This is a genomic window from Psychrobacter sp. CX5, from assembly GCF_057621535.2.
Genome location: NZ_CM177735.1, coordinates 3,008,128 through 3,024,174 on the forward strand (window position 1 = coordinate 3,008,128; position 16,047 = coordinate 3,024,174).

Sequence of the window (16,047 nt, forward strand, 5' to 3'; positions counted from 1 at the left end):
TCTACAAACTTTTATAAGAAGAAATGATTAATGTGGAAGAGATATTAGGTTTAGAAAGTAGCTAAAATTTAAACCGTTGACTGACTTCTAAAAATGATTACGAGTAATATTGAATAACATATCTATTACATTACAGAGACGATAGCGTATAAGAGTAAGCAGAAAATTATAAACTATCAAATACTTACCGTCTCTATAAAACAATAATTGGGGTTAAATCAAACTCTAACATTGAATAATTAAACTAGGAAAAATCAATCAAGTTAAATAGACTAAATGGGTTTAGGTTAAGTTGATTAATCAATTGAGTTGCAAACTAACTATCCAGCCAACCCATATCAATTGCAAGCTTAAGCTGCTCAGGAGTATCAATATCAACACTTAATTTAAGGTTATAAATAGTTGCGACCTCAGCCGCCGCCAATGCTCTAATTTGATGACGCAGTCCTTTATCTCCCTGTAAACTTGACTGCCAATTTTTTAGAAGCTCGTAGTTAATGACTACTGGTAAACCAACGACTGTCTCACTACTATCTAAACTGACATCTTTAGAATAATTAGGGTTGTCGTTACTTGTTTTTAAGACAGGATTAGTAGCATTGCGACTATCAAAACGATTGTCCTGCATAATCTTGTCAGATTTAGGATAGCGACTGGCGACAACTTTAGTACTTTCTTTCAGTAAATTATTTAGATGTTGAGTGTCTAATAAAATTTGGTCTACCCCTAAAATCATAACTTTATTAATCGCCAAGTTGTTGGTAGTTAATTGACTAGTCGCTAAATTATCAGTATCTAGAGTATTCAAAGCATCAATACCCAAGCTTAGACTATGCCCCATACCCTTCTCAGGTTCTTTATTAAAAACAACCTCAATAGGCTCAATATCAGCAATCAATCTATCTATGACTCTTTTAATCGGCAAATGACCCTCTGGAATCACAATCACGTTAGCTTTTGGATTGGTAGCCAATGCCATGCGAATCATGACTTCAATCAAAGTTTGACCATGTTGCGTTAATAGCTGTTTGGGAGTGCCTAAACGCTGACTTAAACCACTCGCCAGCAAAATAACGGCATGGTTTTTATAAGTGTTGTGAGTTAGGTTCGGCATAAATTAAAAGCTTACAGTATGGTTTAAAGCAGAGTTTAAGGCAGGCACACAAGCGTTATTCTCCTTTGAACTCTCCTTTGAAATCTCCTTTGATTTGGAGTTTAAAGGGTCTTCTTGACTTGTAGCATCGTTTGAAGTCATAAAACCAACACTATGCATCACCGCGTTAATCTGTGCCATGATACCTAATGCTAATGCCTCTGGCCCATCACCGCCAAGTTTATATCCAATAGGATAATGCAGTTGATCGATACCTTGCTGTAATTGCGAGATGTCGCCTTGATAGCTGTCTTTAATTTCAGAAATCAATCGTTCTGTTCGATATTTAGGACCTAATTGACCTAGGTATGCCGGTGGATTGGCAAGCAGCACTTTTAGACGTGCTCTATCTTGACTGAGACTATGAGACATAACGGCAACGGCAGCATTTCGGCTAAGATTAATAAGGGTGTCGCTATCCTCTAGTGGCAAACATAGGACGTTATCAGCATGCATAAAACGCGCGCGAGTGGCGTAATGAGCACGGCTATCTATCACCGTAACTTGCCAATCCTGCATTTTTGCAAGCGTGACCAATGGCAATACATCATTGCCTGCTCCGCAAATCAGCAGCTTAATTTGCGGTTGCAAGTCTCTCACTAACCACTGTGTCTCAATAATATGGTCTAGATTATTATCGACAGCGCCCTTCACAGTCACAAATTGAGCCTGTTTTTTAGAAGTCTGTTTTTTAGAAGTCTGTTTTTTAGAAGTCTGTTTTTTAGAATAGCCATTATCAGCTATTAAATTATCCTCTGATCCTTTTGAAGATAGCGTTTTAATCGCTTGTATTAGGGTAGGATCACTGGGAGTATGTTTTAAATCTTCATTTAAAATCGTAAACTTTAAGTAAGCTATAAAATCATCTAAATGAATATGAACACCAATAGGATGAGACGGATCGTCTGAACGGATTAAAGTAACGACTCGCATCGTTTGCTCATTATTGCGAACTTCTTTCATGCAGTTAATCAGGGGCATCGCAGACGCCAATCTTTCAAATAGAACATGAACACGTCCATTACAACCCAAACCAAAATTGAGATCTATATCATCGTCGTTATGACTATCATACTGGTCCTCTAAATCATGGTTCCAGTCTAAATCACGGTGATTGTCATCATGCAAATCACTATTTTCATCATTTCGTATAGTATTACGATTACTATTTTGCTTAGTATTGTTTGGATAAGTATTATCATCCTCCCCCGTTTGATACACCTGAACAGAAGGTCCATTGCGGGTAATCCAAAAAGCTCTTTTAATGATATGTGGCTCTAAACAACCCCCACTAATCATGCCTACTGAGCGTCCATCTGCACAGATAAGCATCATCGCACCTTCTTTACGATACGCAGAACCCTCAGTACGCACAACTGTTGCAAGTACCGCTTCAATACCGTCGCGGAAGGCTTCAGTCGCCAATTTCAAAATATCAGAAACATGATTCATAATATCGACTTATTTAAGGCGTTTAAAATTAAAAAATAAACCTGTTTAGAATTGATTGAATAGAGCTGCTAATCGATAAAATGAGGGCAAATAGTACAGTGATGTACGGCCTGCCCTGTCAAAACGCCAATGCTATAAAACGTCCGCGTCTTAATCTGGCAATTGATCAATCAGCTTATCTAGAGTAATAGGAAAATCATAAACGCGTACCCCAACCGCATTATAGACCGCATTAGCAATAGCGGCGGCTGCACCCGATATGGCTGTTTCTCCGATCCCTTTAATGTGCATCGGATTGGTATACGGGTCATCTTCTTCAACGAGGATGACTTCAAGTTGAGGGACATCTGCATTCACAGGAATATGATATTCAGCCAAGTCATGGTTACACAATCTTCCATCACGTTTATCATGAATGACCTCTTCCATCAACGCTGAGCCAATCCCAAATACCATACCGCCATAACATTGTGAGGTGGCCAGCTTATGATTCAAAATACGTCCTGCTGTGAATGCACCCGTCATATTCTTCACGCGTATCTCACCTGTAATCCGATGTACAGCAACTTCTGCAAAGTTGGCACCATAGCAGGCTTGACGATGGGTTTTACCGTTTTTACCGGGTGCAATTTCGCCTTTTGCACTTAGTTGTTGATTATCAAGTTTGGCGATAATATCGGCTAGTGAATAAGCGGCATCATGACTAAAGTCATAATCCTCTTTTAGCAGTGTATCAGCACTATTTAATGAGATCGGCAATCCTACTTTTTCTGCAATATTGTCAAGTTTGTCTAACTTATCTAACTTATCTAGCTTATCTAACTTATTAAGAACACTACCAAGCACATTCTTGCCCGCTTCAATTGCCGTTTCTGTCAGTGTAGCGTCATGATCGCCGATTTTAGAGACTTGACCTTGTTGCAACTGTATAGTGTCAGCATGCAGGCCAACCCGTTTGGCAATTTGCTCACGTAATTCGGCGCAAGCAAGATAAATACTACTACCCGCACTGGCTGCACCAAAACTTCCACCAGATCCGGGAGCGGCTGGCAAATTACTATCACCCAGTTTCATCTCAATATGGTCGATAGGTAAGCCTAATAGATCCGCTGCTACCTGAGAGAACACGGTATAAGACCCCGTACCGATATCAGTCATATCGGATTCAATCACCGCTTTTATCCCATAAGATTTGGTTGAATCTAGCTGTAAGGTAGCACGAGCCTCTGCAGGCATTAGCTGATTGCCCCTTGAGGCGACTGCCATACCAGTACCAATCCACCAGTCGCCTTCTAAACGACTGGCAGGTTTTGCAATATGCTTCTCATCCCAGCCAAATGCTTTTGCGCCCTGCTCAATGCACGGTATAAGCTGTCTTGTTGAAAAAGGGATCTGCTTTGATGGATCCTCTTCTGGCTCATTAAGACGACGCAGCTCAATAGGGTCTATATTGAGCTGACAAGCCAACTCATCCATCGCACATTCAAGTGCAATCTGACCAACCGCTTCGCCTGGTGCGCGCATCGAACCTGCAAGCGTCCAGTTCATATCAACCATTTGGTATTCAACTTTGCGGTTTTCACCACGATACAGAAAATGTGTCGACAAGGCAGATGGCTCAAAAAATGCCTCACCAGGAAGATTGCTTGAGATCGATTCATGAATAATGGTGTCTATTACCCCGTCTTCACGACAGCCAATGGCGACTCTTTGACGGGTATTAGACCGTCTCACCGTTGCCTCCATCACCTGCGGACGCGTCATCATTATCAGTACAGGACGCTCAAGCTCTTTGGCAGCAATAGCGGCAGCGATAGACTCAGGGGCAATACCCAATTTACTACCAAAGCCGCCACCGACATATCGTGCAATTAAATGAACGTTATCAGCATCAATCTCTAAGGCATCCGCTATTTGTTTTTTTCCAAACGCCACCATCTGGTTAGAGGTATAAATAGTGAGCTTATCCCCTTCCCAATGGGCTAGTGATGAATGCGGCTCCATTGGCGAGTTACTTTGGCTAGGCGTGGTATAAATGCGGTCTAAACGAACCGCTGCACTCTCTAAGCTTTTTTCAGGGTCGCCTTGTTCACTATTTTTATCAGACCCTTCTTTCTCATTAATCTCATGAGTGTTTTTAAGCTCTGACTTGAAATCTAACGCCGCTTTATCCGTCTGATCCTCATAGGTTACTTTAAGTGCCTTAGCCGCTTCGGTAGCGGCTTCAAAGGTTTCAGCAATGACAACCGCTATCGGCTGACCATGATAGGCAATCTCGTTAGTGCCTTGGGTCGGCGCTTTCATTTTGCCGCCTTGCTGAGAGTTTCTAATAAAATGCTTTGGATCAGTCACTACTTTAATAACGCCTGGTATATCGGCAACTGAGCTTTTATCAATATCTTTAACATGACCTTTAGCAATAGTTGCGCCTACCAATACGCCGTAAGCCATATTGTCTACATGATATTCTGCAGCATAAGGCGCCTGCCCACTCACTTTTAAAGAACCATCGACCCGAGTGATAGGTTGACCAACTAACTGACTCGATGTTTTGTCAAATAGGGTCGGAACCGGCTCATTCATGATCATTTTTTTGCTTGGTTCGGAATTAAGGATTCCTTTATTGAATGCTTCATTTAACGCTTTATTTAATGATGGCATGGTTAAGCTTCCTTAGCGTCAAGAGCGCGCTGGATAATTTGTTTAAGTAAACGGCGGGTTAGTGGAATTTTAAAGTCGTTTTGTCCCTGACCTTTCGCCGTTTCTAAAAGAATATTGGCAGCATTCACAATATCAGGAATAGCTCCTTTAGTTCCCTCAAGGGACGCCTCTACCGCCTCATTACGCCACGGCTGCGACCCTATGCCACCAAACGCCAAACGTACAGTGGTTAACGTACCCGTAACATCTTTATCTATCACTGCAGCTGCTGATACTAGAGCGAAGGCATAGGACGCACGGTCACGAATCTTGTCATAAGTATGCATGCCTTTAATGGGCGCTGGAAGTATGATATGAGTGATCAGTTCACCCGGTTCTAATACTGTTTCAATATGAGGAGTGTCATCAGGCAGACGATAGAAATCTTTAATCGGAATTTCTCTGGTGCTACCATTTGGTTTTTGGGTCTCTAACGTCGCATCTAATAATCGCATAGCCACTGCCATATCAGAGGGATGCTGTGCGATACAATGTTCACTGGTACCTAATATGGCAAGTGAGCGGTTTTGACCTTCAATTGCTGGACAGCCTGTGCCCGGTTGTCGTTTGTTACATGGACTATCTGGTTGGTAAAAATAGTAGCAACGGGTTCGTTGCAGAAAATTACCGCCAGTCGTCGCCTTATTGCGTAGCTGACCTGACGCACCCGCTAATATGGCACGAGAGAGAACTGGATAGTTGGTTATGATGTCAGGATGAGCTGCCAAATCACTATTGGTTACCAAGGCTCCAATACGTAAACCTCCTTCTGATGTCGGCTCAATCTGTTTAAGTTCTAACTGAGTAATATCAACAAGTTTAATCGGTGTCTCAATCTCAAGCTTCATTAGATCAAGTAAGTTTGTACCGCCACCGATAAAGGCAGCGCCTTCTGAACTGGCAGCAACGCAAGCAGGATTTAAATCATTGGCACGGACATATTCAAAACGTTTCATGAGTTTTCTCCTAAACGTTGAGCAGCGTTCTTGTTGCTTTGGTTATTGTTAGTGCTTTGGTTATTGTTAGTGCTGTGTTGATTGTTAAGGGCTTTAGTCGAATGATTATCTTGTAATTGGGCTTGACTGGGCGCTGGCGACCATATACCTGTAATACCGATGCTACCTGATTGAGAAGCTGTACTTTCATTTGATTTAGGCAACTTATTTAAGTGATGTGAATCCTCAAAAAGCTTAAGTTCTTTTTGCAGCACTTCAGATATGGCGTTAATGATATTTGGGTAAGCAGAACATCGGCAAATATTACCACTCATACGCTCGGCAATTTCATTGACTAATAGCGCATTCGGTTGTTTTAAGTCTTCAGTGACATAACTTGGCCACTGTTGCTTAACCTCATCAATAAGGGCAGTAGCAGAACAAATCTGACCTGGTGTGCAATAGCCACATTGAAAGGCATCATGATCTCTAAATGCTTTTTGCAAATCAGATAAAGTCTCAGGTAAACCAATCCCTTCAATAGTGGTTATCTCATCACCTTCGTGCATTACCGCTAAGGTTAAACATGAATTAATACGTTGACCATTAATGAGAATAGTACAAGCACCGCATTGTCCATGATCACAGCCTTTTTTGGGGCCTGTAATGTGTAAGTGGTGTCGAAAAAGGTCTAGTAAAGTCGTTCGGGGATCAAGATCATCGAAATGATAGCTTTTATTATTAATAGATAAAGTTAAGGTAGTCATGCTGGCGTCCGCTGGCAGGTGTGATTAAAAATAAGTATTGAAAACAGGTATTTGGTGATTGAATGAAAGAGAAGCTTAATTTATGAAATATTATAGAAGGTTAACTCCTCAAATATATAAGAGCTTATTTTATTAATTATTAGAGTCATCCTAATGAAAATATGATTGAAATTTATATAAAAAATGTTGTTGTCCTGTGCTTTTAAGTAAAGGCATTTATGCCTCATAACTATTGCTTATTAAATTAACCTGAATTCGGGATAAGAATCTTAGTAAGCTCTTGTTTTTATTTGAGTTAATAAATCCATCCCCAACCCTTCCTTTGGAAAAGGAAGGGAGCTAACCTTTCCTAAGTTTAAAAGAGATGAATGACCGTTTCTTTAAAAGATGAGATGCATTGCTTTGCAACAAAGGAGTGCCTATAACCTTAACTTTAATGGGTTGATTATCCCGAATTCAGGTTAAATTATTGACTGTAGATTTTTAAAGCCCGCATTAGCCATACCCATTCAAAAAGACCTTCGCTGATGAATTTATAGAGGTTTAAGCACTTAGAGAGAGAAAGATAGAGATATAAATTGAGTTTGATAAAGCCGTTGCAGTAAACGAAAAAGTTAAATTTAGTACCAGATCAAGGACTAGTCTTTTTTTGTACATTTAGTATTTTATAGCTGGGATAGCACGTAATCTGAACATTATCAAAAGCAGTGCTATGCGTCAGATTAATATCACAACCCGTCACTTTATCTTTTTCAAACGACAATATGGTATCTGGCTGATACTTATCCGTATGAATCAACAACCATAACTGATTGAGTGGCCGTCTAGTCTGATACGCTTCAATCTTCGGTTGTTTTTTTTGCATTACCTTATCGATATCTTGTTGGGTAATACTTGAAATTGTCCTACCTTTCCTCAATTTGATAAATTTATTTTTAGGCATGTACAAGGTTTTCATCGGAATCTTAAAGCGCTCAGCCGTTAGATAACCATTATCCTCATCGTAAATTTGACCTTTGATATTTTGCTTTGCGACCACATTCAGTGCTTGCCAATACCAGCGCTTAGCAATCAGCCCTTTTTCACTCATCTGGGTGCGTAATCTTGGTAATGTTGTCAGCTCAATACCGATATATACCAGTTGATTATTCTCCCAAAATACCAAGGTAAAATCAGGTTCAAAGCCATCATCTTGGCCGGAGATAATATGAATGGGATCAAGTCCTTGAATGGTCAAATAATGGGATAAATAGACCCATTCACGCTGGCGTTTGATTTGGTTTTGAAGGTTTTCGCCGCTTTCATTAACTTGAAATTGAGTAGACACAGGTTGACTGACTTGGTTTAGATTAACGTTAGCTTGAAGGGTTTGTTGAGGTTGGAATTGCTCAATGGCGTATTGTTTAAAATTCCCTTTATTTCGAGGTTCTTCAGGCATATCCTCGCCCTGGTGGTGACTACCATCCATTTTTTGTGGCGGGAAATTATTATCTTTTTGCACGGCAGTCATAACATATATTTTTTAGATAGCATAAGGTTTAATGCTCTTCAATTTGCAATAGTAATTTCTTTTTGTCAAGCCCACCAGTATACCCCCCTAATGCACCGTTACTTGCGATGACACGATGACAAGGAATCAGAATACTAAACGGGTTCTTACCATTGGCATTCGCAACCGCACGATACGCGGTCGGTTTGCCTATATTGTGCGCTAACTGTGAATAGCTGATCGTTTTCCCATAAGGAATCTGCTGCAATGCTTGCCAAACACGTTGTTGGAAGGCAGTTCCCAATAACATATTTAGCGGTAAGTCAAAACTTCGGCGATTTCTATCTTGATAATCTTGTAGTTGAGTAATTGTTGTTAAGAGGACAGTGTGAGTGACATCATCTTTGCTTAGGCTATTTCTATTCACAAACTTAAAATGATTATCATCAAGCTCTAGTTGCTTCTTCAACTGCACAACCGTTTTGCAGCTTTGCCACTCTTTACCCGCCTCTAACCAATTGACCGCCAAAAGTTTCGGTGCATCACATGCTTCAGCCACCCTACCTGCCATCAAGACTAAGGGGTATCCGGCAATGTCAGTCGAAGTTACAATCATTTTATTCACCTTTAAAGTATCCTTACATAGTGATAGATTCATTGACAACTGCCCTTAAAAATCAGGAGCTGATCTCTCTACTATCTTGACACAAAAAAAATGGCATCACAATGATGCCATTTTACAAAGTTTGCACTGTCGCCATTGATGACATACTGGGTGTTAAATTTATTGTTCATCCGTCTCAAATAAGGCAGCCACAAACTGCTTAGGACTAAACGCACGTAAATCATCGATCGACTCACCTACCCCAATGTAACGAATGGGAATATCGGTAGTATTGGCGATATTAAATACCACGCCACCTTTTGCGGTGCCATCCAGTTTGGTAATAGTAATACCTGTTAAAGGCACCGCATCGTTAAATATTTTCACCTGATTTATGGCATTCTGCCCTGTGCCTGCATCAAGTACAATCATCCCCTCATGTGGTGCATCTGGGTCTGATTTACGCATAATACGCACTACTTTTTCAAGCTCAGCCATTAAATGGGTTTTGTTTTGCAAACGTCCGGCCGTATCGGCAATTAATACATCGATATTTTTGGCTTTGGCAGATTGCATCGCATCAAAAACAACTGACGCACTATCCGCACCATGACCTTGCGCGACAACAGGTATGTTATTTCGCTCGCCCCATACTTGGAGTTGCTCTGTTGCCGCGGCTCTAAAGGTATCTCCAGCAGCAAGCATCACCGATTTACCTTCGGCTTGCAGACGTTTTGCCAACTTACCGATAGTAGTGGTTTTACCGACGCCATTGACACCCACCACTAATATAACGAACGGCTTTTTCGTCGTATCAATAATTAGCGGGGCCACCTTTGGCTCTAGTATTTCAACCAATTCTTTTTGTAGGGCTTTGTACAATGAATGAGAATAAATCAAATCGCCACGGGCTGTTTGTTCGGTCAGACTTTTGATGATTTTATCCGTGGCTTCCACCCCGATATCAGCGACCAATAGCTGATCTTCTACCTCTTCCAATAGCTCATCATCAATCTCTTTGCCACCGATTAAGATATTGGCCACACCTTCAGCTAAGTTCTTACGTGACTTGGATAACCCTGACTTCATACGAGAAAACCAACCACCTCGTTTTCTGTCTTGTTTATCTTGCTCACTCTCATTATCTATACTAGCACTAACTTCATGACTTGATGTTGAAACGGGTGGCGTTTGATCAACCGCGTTATGGGCAGGACCAGTATCTAACTTATTAACTGGTGGCGTGTTCGCTTGTTCAACTCGCGGTGTCTCAATAATTGGAATATCTTGCGCACTGGGTAAGTCGGGTAAAGTAATGTCATCATCGTCTAACTCATCCAAACTGCCATCAAGATCGATTACTACCCGAGTCGGATTATCTGCATTATTCATGAACGTCTCTTATTCTCAAATTAGTTTTTAAACTTTTTGTTTAATTTATAAGTACTTAGAATTAGGCGTACTTGTTTTTCGTATGATAAATTGATATTGATTAATCACCTAGTTTAACATACCTGCTTTAAACGGTAATAAATAGCCTGCCTTAGATTGATAAAAACACAAAAATGAACTTTTTATCGATATATGTCAAAAAAGGTTTGACACACTAATGAAAATCTATATAATACACACCCACAGAGCAAGACCTAAGGGTGATTAGCTCAGTTGGTAGAGCGTCTGCCTTACACGCAGAATGTCGGCAGTTCGAGCCTGTCATCACCCACCACTATATAGCGATGGTTTAAACACCAAGTGGATAAATAAGCTAGACGACCTTAGCAGCGGTAGTTCAGTTGGTTAGAATACCGGCCTGTCACGCCGGGGGTCGCGGGTTCGAGTCCCGTCCGCTGCGCCATATTTCAAAACTTATGTTACCTTTTAAGTAAGTACAAAGTTTCAACCCCGCTACATATTATGTAGCGGGGTTTTTTTATGGATGGTGGTTTAATTGTTGAATACGTTAATTTTTTAACTTAATAATGTGATATAGGCTTCCGAACCAAAACAAGACTTGAGGGCTATCTCGTTTGCTTGTCAATTTTTTTGTTTAATGTTACTCATAATTTACTCTCTTTTAACAAATGCTCTGCACATAATTTACCAAACTCGTTAGCAGCATTAGGACTTGCGCCTGTGATTAGCTTTCTATCTACATAGCAGGTATTGTCAGCTTTTTTATTGACGATTTTGACGCCAAGATTCTCAAGTTTTTCCCCAAATAACCAAGGCATATGCCCCGGCATATATCCAATCATGGGTGTCTGCTTATCCACAGAGTCTGGGAAGGCAGCAATCTTATAACCTTGATAAATGAAGTCTTGAGATTTATCTAAATCGGCGGCTAAAAATGCTGCTGGTGCGTGGCATATTGCTAATGTGTAGTGATTGTTTGTATGGAAATAATTCAGAATACTGCCAACATCCTTATTATCAGGAAGCCCAAGCATAGCACCGTGACCACCTGGGATAAATAGGGCTAGATAGTCATCATTTAATAGTTGGTTTTGGGCAAAATCGTGTAAATTAATAGGTTTGTCAAATTGTGATTGGTATTTTTGATAAATAGTTTTGACATTGCTATCTTCATTAGGAAATGCCCACATTTCAATTTGCACAGGTTTTCCAGTTGGTGTTGCGATATCAATCTCAAAACCTGCATCATCAAGGTGTAACATTGGTACAAGCATCTCTACAGGGTGATTCCCTGTAGAAAATACTTTACCATTTTGCATGGTCATCTGATTTTCTTGCGTGCAAATCATTAAAATCTTCTTAGCACCTTTATACTGTTTATCAGTGTAAATTTTTTCATAATCAGTCGTTGCAGATGTTGCAAGTTTTAGGGCAAGTTTTGATGGGATATACCCACCTTCTTCTGTCTTTTGTGGAGCAATTCCCAATAGCTTTTTTATAAAATCCATAATTTTTCATTCCTATATTTCTATTAAGTTAAGGGCTATTATCGTGAGATAAATTACTCCCAATTATTGTCAGTAATCAATTTTTGCATTATTCGTGATAGTTCTTGTATTTCGGTATCTGTTAATACGGAAAGTTTTTCATCTAAAATTTGAGCAAATAGCGCCTCACTCTCTTGCATGTATTGACAAGCACATGATGAAAGCTCGATAAAATATTCTCGATTGTCTTCACTATTTAGAGTCTTAGTAACGTAGCCTTTTTGCAAAAATTTTTTGATAACTTTGGTTGCTGCAGGGCGTGAAATATTTGCTACTTCTGCAATGGTCGCTAAATTTGATTTGCCTAATGATGATATTAAATTTAGGTAATGCTCATCATGAGTGCTCGCATCCGTAATACTTGAATTGGCTTTCTCTTTGCTATTAAGAAATATGCGATATGTTCTTTCTCTAAAATCACATAGGTTTTTGTATAGTTTTGAATTATCCATAGCATCCTATTATCTGGCTGATTATATTAGTTAATCTAATTAACTATTAACTTGGTTAACTATATTATAAAAATTCAGAGCAGTAAAGGACTATTTAAAATTAAGCACTAATAAATTAATAAGAGTTAGACACAGTAATAAGTGGCAAACAATGCTGATTAGGTATGTATAAGTTGAATAGTTGTCTCGTGGAGCGGTTTAGCCTCGACAGTAGCGGTATCCTACTCGTATGGGCGAGTTACGGTGACTATATATTGAGTGAGTGTCGAGGTAACAGCAATCGAACAATTCGTGTCACCGTCTCGTCCAAACCGGTAGATAGAAGCGTATGGCGAGATTAGCTGCAAAAATCATATAAATCTGTTAACCAATCAGTTTATCAACGATATTGTTTCATTATTAGAGTCGATTTAAAAACTATAAATAAGTTATAAGGTTTAAAATATGCTATCTCATTCTAAAATAGTCTTTTTAAGCTTTATATTGTTTCTAACAAGCTTGTTTGTTGAAAGAAATGGAGGGTGAACCGCCCCGGGATTGTCGGAGAACTAACTTTCTGAGAGAATACGACAATGAAAACACGAAACTATACCCCTGAAATGAAAGAGCGAGCCGTCCGTATGCTTATTGAAGCTAAAGACGACTACCCATCCACCTGGTCAGCCATCAAAGCCATAGCGCCAAAGATAGGTTGCACACCTGAGACCCTACGATCATGGCATAAAAAGCACATTGATAAAACCATTCCTGCAAATATTGAAGCTCAAAGCCAAGCCGAGCGCATCAAAGAGCTTGAACGTGAGAACAAAGAATTAAAGCAAGCCAATGAGATTATAAAGAAAGCTGCAGCTTTTTTCGCCCAGGCGGAGCTCGACCGCAAACCCAAGTAATGGTTGATTTTATAGACGATCACAAACAACAATATGGAGTCGAGCCAATCTGTAGAGTATTACCGATTGCTCCATCAACCTACTACCGCATAAAAGACTTAAACGATAATCCAGAGAAACGTTCACAGCGTAGTCAGCATGACGACTTCTATCTTAATGAGATTAAACGTATTTGGAAGGACAGCAAATGCCGATACGGTGCTCGTAAAGTCTGGAAACAGTTGAAATCCGAAGGTATACATCCTGCACGTTGCACTGTAGAGCGGTTAATGCGCCAGCATGGCATGCAAGGTATTTGGCGAGGTAAAGGTAAGATAACCACTAAGTCTCGTGATGATCAAATACGGGCAGACGACTTAGTTAATCGTAACTTTAATGCCCATAGACCGAACCAGCTATGGGTGGCTGACTTTACCTACGTTAAAACGCTGAGTGGTTGGGTATATACCGCCTTTATCATTGATGTGTTTGCCCGTAGTATTGTTGGCTGGAAGGTGTCTAATCGTATGAACACCGATATGGTGATGGCAGCGTTAAATCAAGCAATTGCAAACAGAAACAACCCAAAAGATGTGATCCATCATAGTGATCGCGGCGTTCAGTATTTATCCATTCGCTATACGGATAAGATGGCTGATTCAGGTATCATTGCATCTGTTGGCACGACAGGTGATTCGTACGATAATGCATTAGCTGAAACGGTTAACGGGCTTTATAAAACGGAGGTGATTGAGTATTTAAAACAACAGTGGCAAGGTGTGAGCGATGTTGAATTAGCAACTCTTGAATGGGTCGATTGGTTCAATAGAACACGTTTGCATAGTACGATTGGTTATGTGTCGCCTTTTGAGTTTGAGAGACGATACTATGATAGTCTTAGTGAGTCAGACAAAGTTGCCTGACTCAAGTAATCCACTCTCCGATATAGTCGGGGCGGTTCACTCTTTACTTGTATAATAAATGCTTATACGATGACCATACCGATTACTAAACTGGGAAGGCAATATTTGTATAGTACTTTTAGATGCATTAATTTGAGAAAACTGCATGCTCGCACCTTCAAACAGGTTATAGTCTGCCGAAGTAGGATAATGCACACCTTGATATAAAATGAAATCAAAGCTCTCGAGATTGTTATTTATATTTATAGATTGCGAGTGACGATTTTTAGGCAACCTATACAATGTTAAACCTGCATAAGGCTGAATGACAGACTCACCAGGTTTAGGTAGATTAAATGCAAGCTTTCTACCTGTATTGTCTATTAAATATATTCGGTTATTATCACTATCTAATTCAAGCTTCTGCTCGTACCCTTGTATGGTCCAGCCCTGTCCAAACCAGCCTTTATTACTGTTTTGACTGTTATACATGCGCTGTAAGACAAATGGCAAATACCCTTTACCTGCAAAATCCAAATCATCACTACCAAATAATACTTTACAGCCCTGTAATACATTGACAGGAGCGCCAGCAGTAGTTTCAACCACATCTCCTGTTTTACAAGGACAATCTGCTTCAGGTTTTAAACTTTCATCAATAGTCTCAGGACCGAAGTTCATCCTAAAGTCTTCTTTTTGTAACTTATCTTGCATAAGCATGAGGGAATTAAATGAACTCCCACCCCCAATCCCCCAATCCACCTTACTGGCTTTATACCCCGCTTGAGCAGGTGTGATTAAAGTCACATTACCCCCACTCATCTCAATACCACTACCCGCCGCTTTTAGACTGAGCGTGTCAGGGGCAATAATATCTATCTCATCGCGGCTATGGATGCGTAGTACCTGCTCACTGTCTAGACGCATCTGTCCCGTATGGGCTTGTATTGTCAAATCATCATGAGCGGCAGTGTGGGTCTGGGCTTTGTTGCTGTAGTAATGAATGTCCCCTGCCACGATCTGATTGAGCTGGGTTTGACTGTGGTAATAGGTGTTATCTGTGCTATGGCTGTGGCTGTTTTGGGTGCTGGTATGTTGGCTGTGTTGACCCGTTAGCAGATCAAGATGGCGCTTAGAGTCAATGAGTATGTGTGGTTGTTGTCATCTTCCAGCTTCATTTATTGTGCTGTCATTGGTGTTTTGACTAAAGCTACCAAACGGGGTATGGCTGTTGTTATCTTGCGACTGTTTTGCTTTGGTGCTGTCAAGGTCGACATTGATGCCGACGGGCTGGTGCGTTTTGGCTAAGGTGTCATAAGCTTGCTGATATTGGTCGGCGATAAGTAGTTTGCCATGACTGTTGTGACTTATGTGTGAGGAGATAGTAGTGTGATGACTGGTGATATGAATACCTTAGATGCCCTGAAGGGTGCCAACGGCTTAGGTTTCTAGGCTGATGCCTTGTCCTCGAGCGCTACCTCTGCTGTGGTCGGTGTGCTGGTGTAGGTCGCCAAGGGTTAGGCTGCTTTGATGGGCGGTGCTATATAGCTGACTTTGTGGATGGCTTGGGTGCTGGTCAAACATAAGCTGATTGTAGCCATTTATGTCACTGTCTTTATTGCTATCCCCTGTGCGGCTGGTGTCGATGCTTTGGGTTTTGATGCCGTCTATGGGCTGGGCATTGTCATTAACAATAAAGCTAACGAGAGCACGACTCAAACAACTCTAGCAACACAAAGTATATTTGGGTGGTCTTTAGCGACA

At 40.5% G+C, this 16,047-nt stretch carries 14 protein-coding genes, 2 tRNA genes and 1 other annotated feature; of the genes, 4 read left to right on the forward strand and 12 right to left on the reverse strand.

Annotated elements, in window-relative coordinates; genetic code table 11:
• Window positions 1–316 precede the first annotated feature (316 nt).
• The 8 genes from AC21OG_RS11520 to ftsY form a co-directional block, all read right to left on the reverse strand.
• Window positions 317–1,114, reverse strand: coding sequence for an NTP transferase domain-containing protein (locus AC21OG_RS11520; protein ID WP_487376816.1), 798 nt, complete (start codon window positions 1,112–1,114; stop codon window positions 317–319).
• Between the two features lie 3 nt (window positions 1,115–1,117).
• Window positions 1,118–2,605, reverse strand: a complete 1,488-nt coding sequence (locus AC21OG_RS11525) for an XdhC family protein (protein WP_487376817.1) — start codon at window positions 2,603–2,605, stop codon at window positions 1,118–1,120.
• Between the two features lie 150 nt (window positions 2,606–2,755).
• A complete protein-coding gene (locus tag AC21OG_RS11530) occupies window positions 2,756–5,266 on the reverse strand; it encodes a molybdopterin cofactor-binding domain-containing protein (protein WP_487376819.1) in 2,511 nt (836 codons plus the stop codon).
• Between the two features lie 2 nt (window positions 5,267–5,268).
• Window positions 5,269–6,261 (reverse strand): FAD binding domain-containing protein, encoded by a 993-nt coding sequence (locus AC21OG_RS11535; protein WP_487376821.1) that lies wholly within the window; start codon window positions 6,259–6,261, stop codon window positions 5,269–5,271.
• The gene (locus tag AC21OG_RS11540) at window positions 6,258–7,007 is read right to left on the reverse strand and encodes a 2Fe-2S iron-sulfur cluster-binding protein (RefSeq protein WP_487376823.1); all 750 of its coding nucleotides are present in this window, start codon (window positions 7,005–7,007) and stop codon (window positions 6,258–6,260) included. Before AC21OG_RS11540 ends, AC21OG_RS11535 begins: the two co-directional genes overlap by 4 nt.
• A gap of 631 nt (window positions 7,008–7,638) precedes the next feature.
• A complete protein-coding gene (locus tag AC21OG_RS11545) occupies window positions 7,639–8,517 on the reverse strand; it encodes a hypothetical protein (protein ID WP_487376825.1) in 879 nt (292 codons plus the stop codon).
• A 28-nt stretch (window positions 8,518–8,545) separates the two neighbouring features.
• Window positions 8,546–9,112 carry a methylated-DNA--[protein]-cysteine S-methyltransferase gene (locus AC21OG_RS11550; protein ID WP_487376827.1) on the reverse strand — a complete coding sequence of 189 codons (567 nt, stop codon included), beginning with the start codon at window positions 9,110–9,112 and terminating at the stop codon, window positions 8,546–8,548.
• Between the two features lie 168 nt (window positions 9,113–9,280).
• Window positions 9,281–10,492, reverse strand: coding sequence for a signal recognition particle-docking protein FtsY (ftsY, locus tag AC21OG_RS11555; RefSeq protein WP_487376828.1), 1,212 nt, complete (start codon window positions 10,490–10,492; stop codon window positions 9,281–9,283).
• A 258-nt stretch (window positions 10,493–10,750) separates the two neighbouring features.
• On the opposite strand from ftsY, the gene AC21OG_RS11560 reads away from it, so the two are divergent.
• Both AC21OG_RS11560 and AC21OG_RS11565 read left to right on the forward strand, forming a co-directional pair.
• Window positions 10,751–10,826: transfer RNA gene (locus tag AC21OG_RS11560), tRNA-Val, on the forward strand.
• 52 nt (window positions 10,827–10,878) lie between these two features.
• Window positions 10,879–10,955, forward strand: a tRNA-Asp gene (locus AC21OG_RS11565).
• Between the two features lie 202 nt (window positions 10,956–11,157).
• Here AC21OG_RS11565 and hchA read toward each other — a convergent pair.
• Entirely contained in the window at window positions 11,158–12,021 is an 864-nt protein-coding gene (gene hchA / locus AC21OG_RS11570) for a glyoxalase III HchA (protein WP_487376830.1), read from the reverse strand.
• A 53-nt stretch (window positions 12,022–12,074) separates the two neighbouring features.
• Entirely contained in the window at window positions 12,075–12,512 is a 438-nt protein-coding gene (locus AC21OG_RS11575) for a MarR family winged helix-turn-helix transcriptional regulator (protein WP_486547896.1), read from the reverse strand.
• A gap of 572 nt (window positions 12,513–13,084) precedes the next feature.
• Here AC21OG_RS11575 and AC21OG_RS11580 point away from each other — a divergent pair.
• Window positions 13,085–14,304, forward strand: a protein-coding gene (locus AC21OG_RS11580; RefSeq protein ID WP_487376832.1) for an IS3 family transposase whose coding sequence is annotated in 2 segments (ribosomal slippage) — window positions 13,085–13,361 and window positions 13,361–14,304 — 1,221 coding nt in all. Because the reading frame shifts where the segments join, the coding sequence is not laid out codon by codon here.
• Window positions 13,360–13,476: a sequence feature (AL1L pseudoknot), on the forward strand. Its footprint overlaps the gene before it by 117 nt.
• Window positions 14,305–14,340: 36 nt before the next feature.
• On the opposite strand, the gene AC21OG_RS11585 is transcribed toward AC21OG_RS11580, so the two are convergent.
• Window positions 14,341–15,432, reverse strand: coding sequence for a DUF2345 domain-containing protein (locus AC21OG_RS11585; protein ID WP_487378435.1), 1,092 nt, complete (start codon window positions 15,430–15,432; stop codon window positions 14,341–14,343).
• Here AC21OG_RS11585 and AC21OG_RS11590 point away from each other — a divergent pair.
• Window positions 15,409–15,591, forward strand: coding sequence for a hypothetical protein (locus AC21OG_RS11590; protein ID WP_487378420.1), 183 nt, complete (start codon window positions 15,409–15,411; stop codon window positions 15,589–15,591). The two genes, AC21OG_RS11585 and AC21OG_RS11590, sit on opposite strands and share 24 nt — an antisense overlap.
• Window positions 15,592–15,723: 132 nt before the next feature.
• Here the strand turns inward: AC21OG_RS11590 and AC21OG_RS11595 are convergent, their stop codons facing one another.
• Entirely contained in the window at window positions 15,724–16,002 is a 279-nt protein-coding gene (locus AC21OG_RS11595) for a type VI secretion system Vgr family protein (protein WP_487378421.1), read from the reverse strand.
• Window positions 16,003–16,047 lie beyond the last annotated feature (45 nt).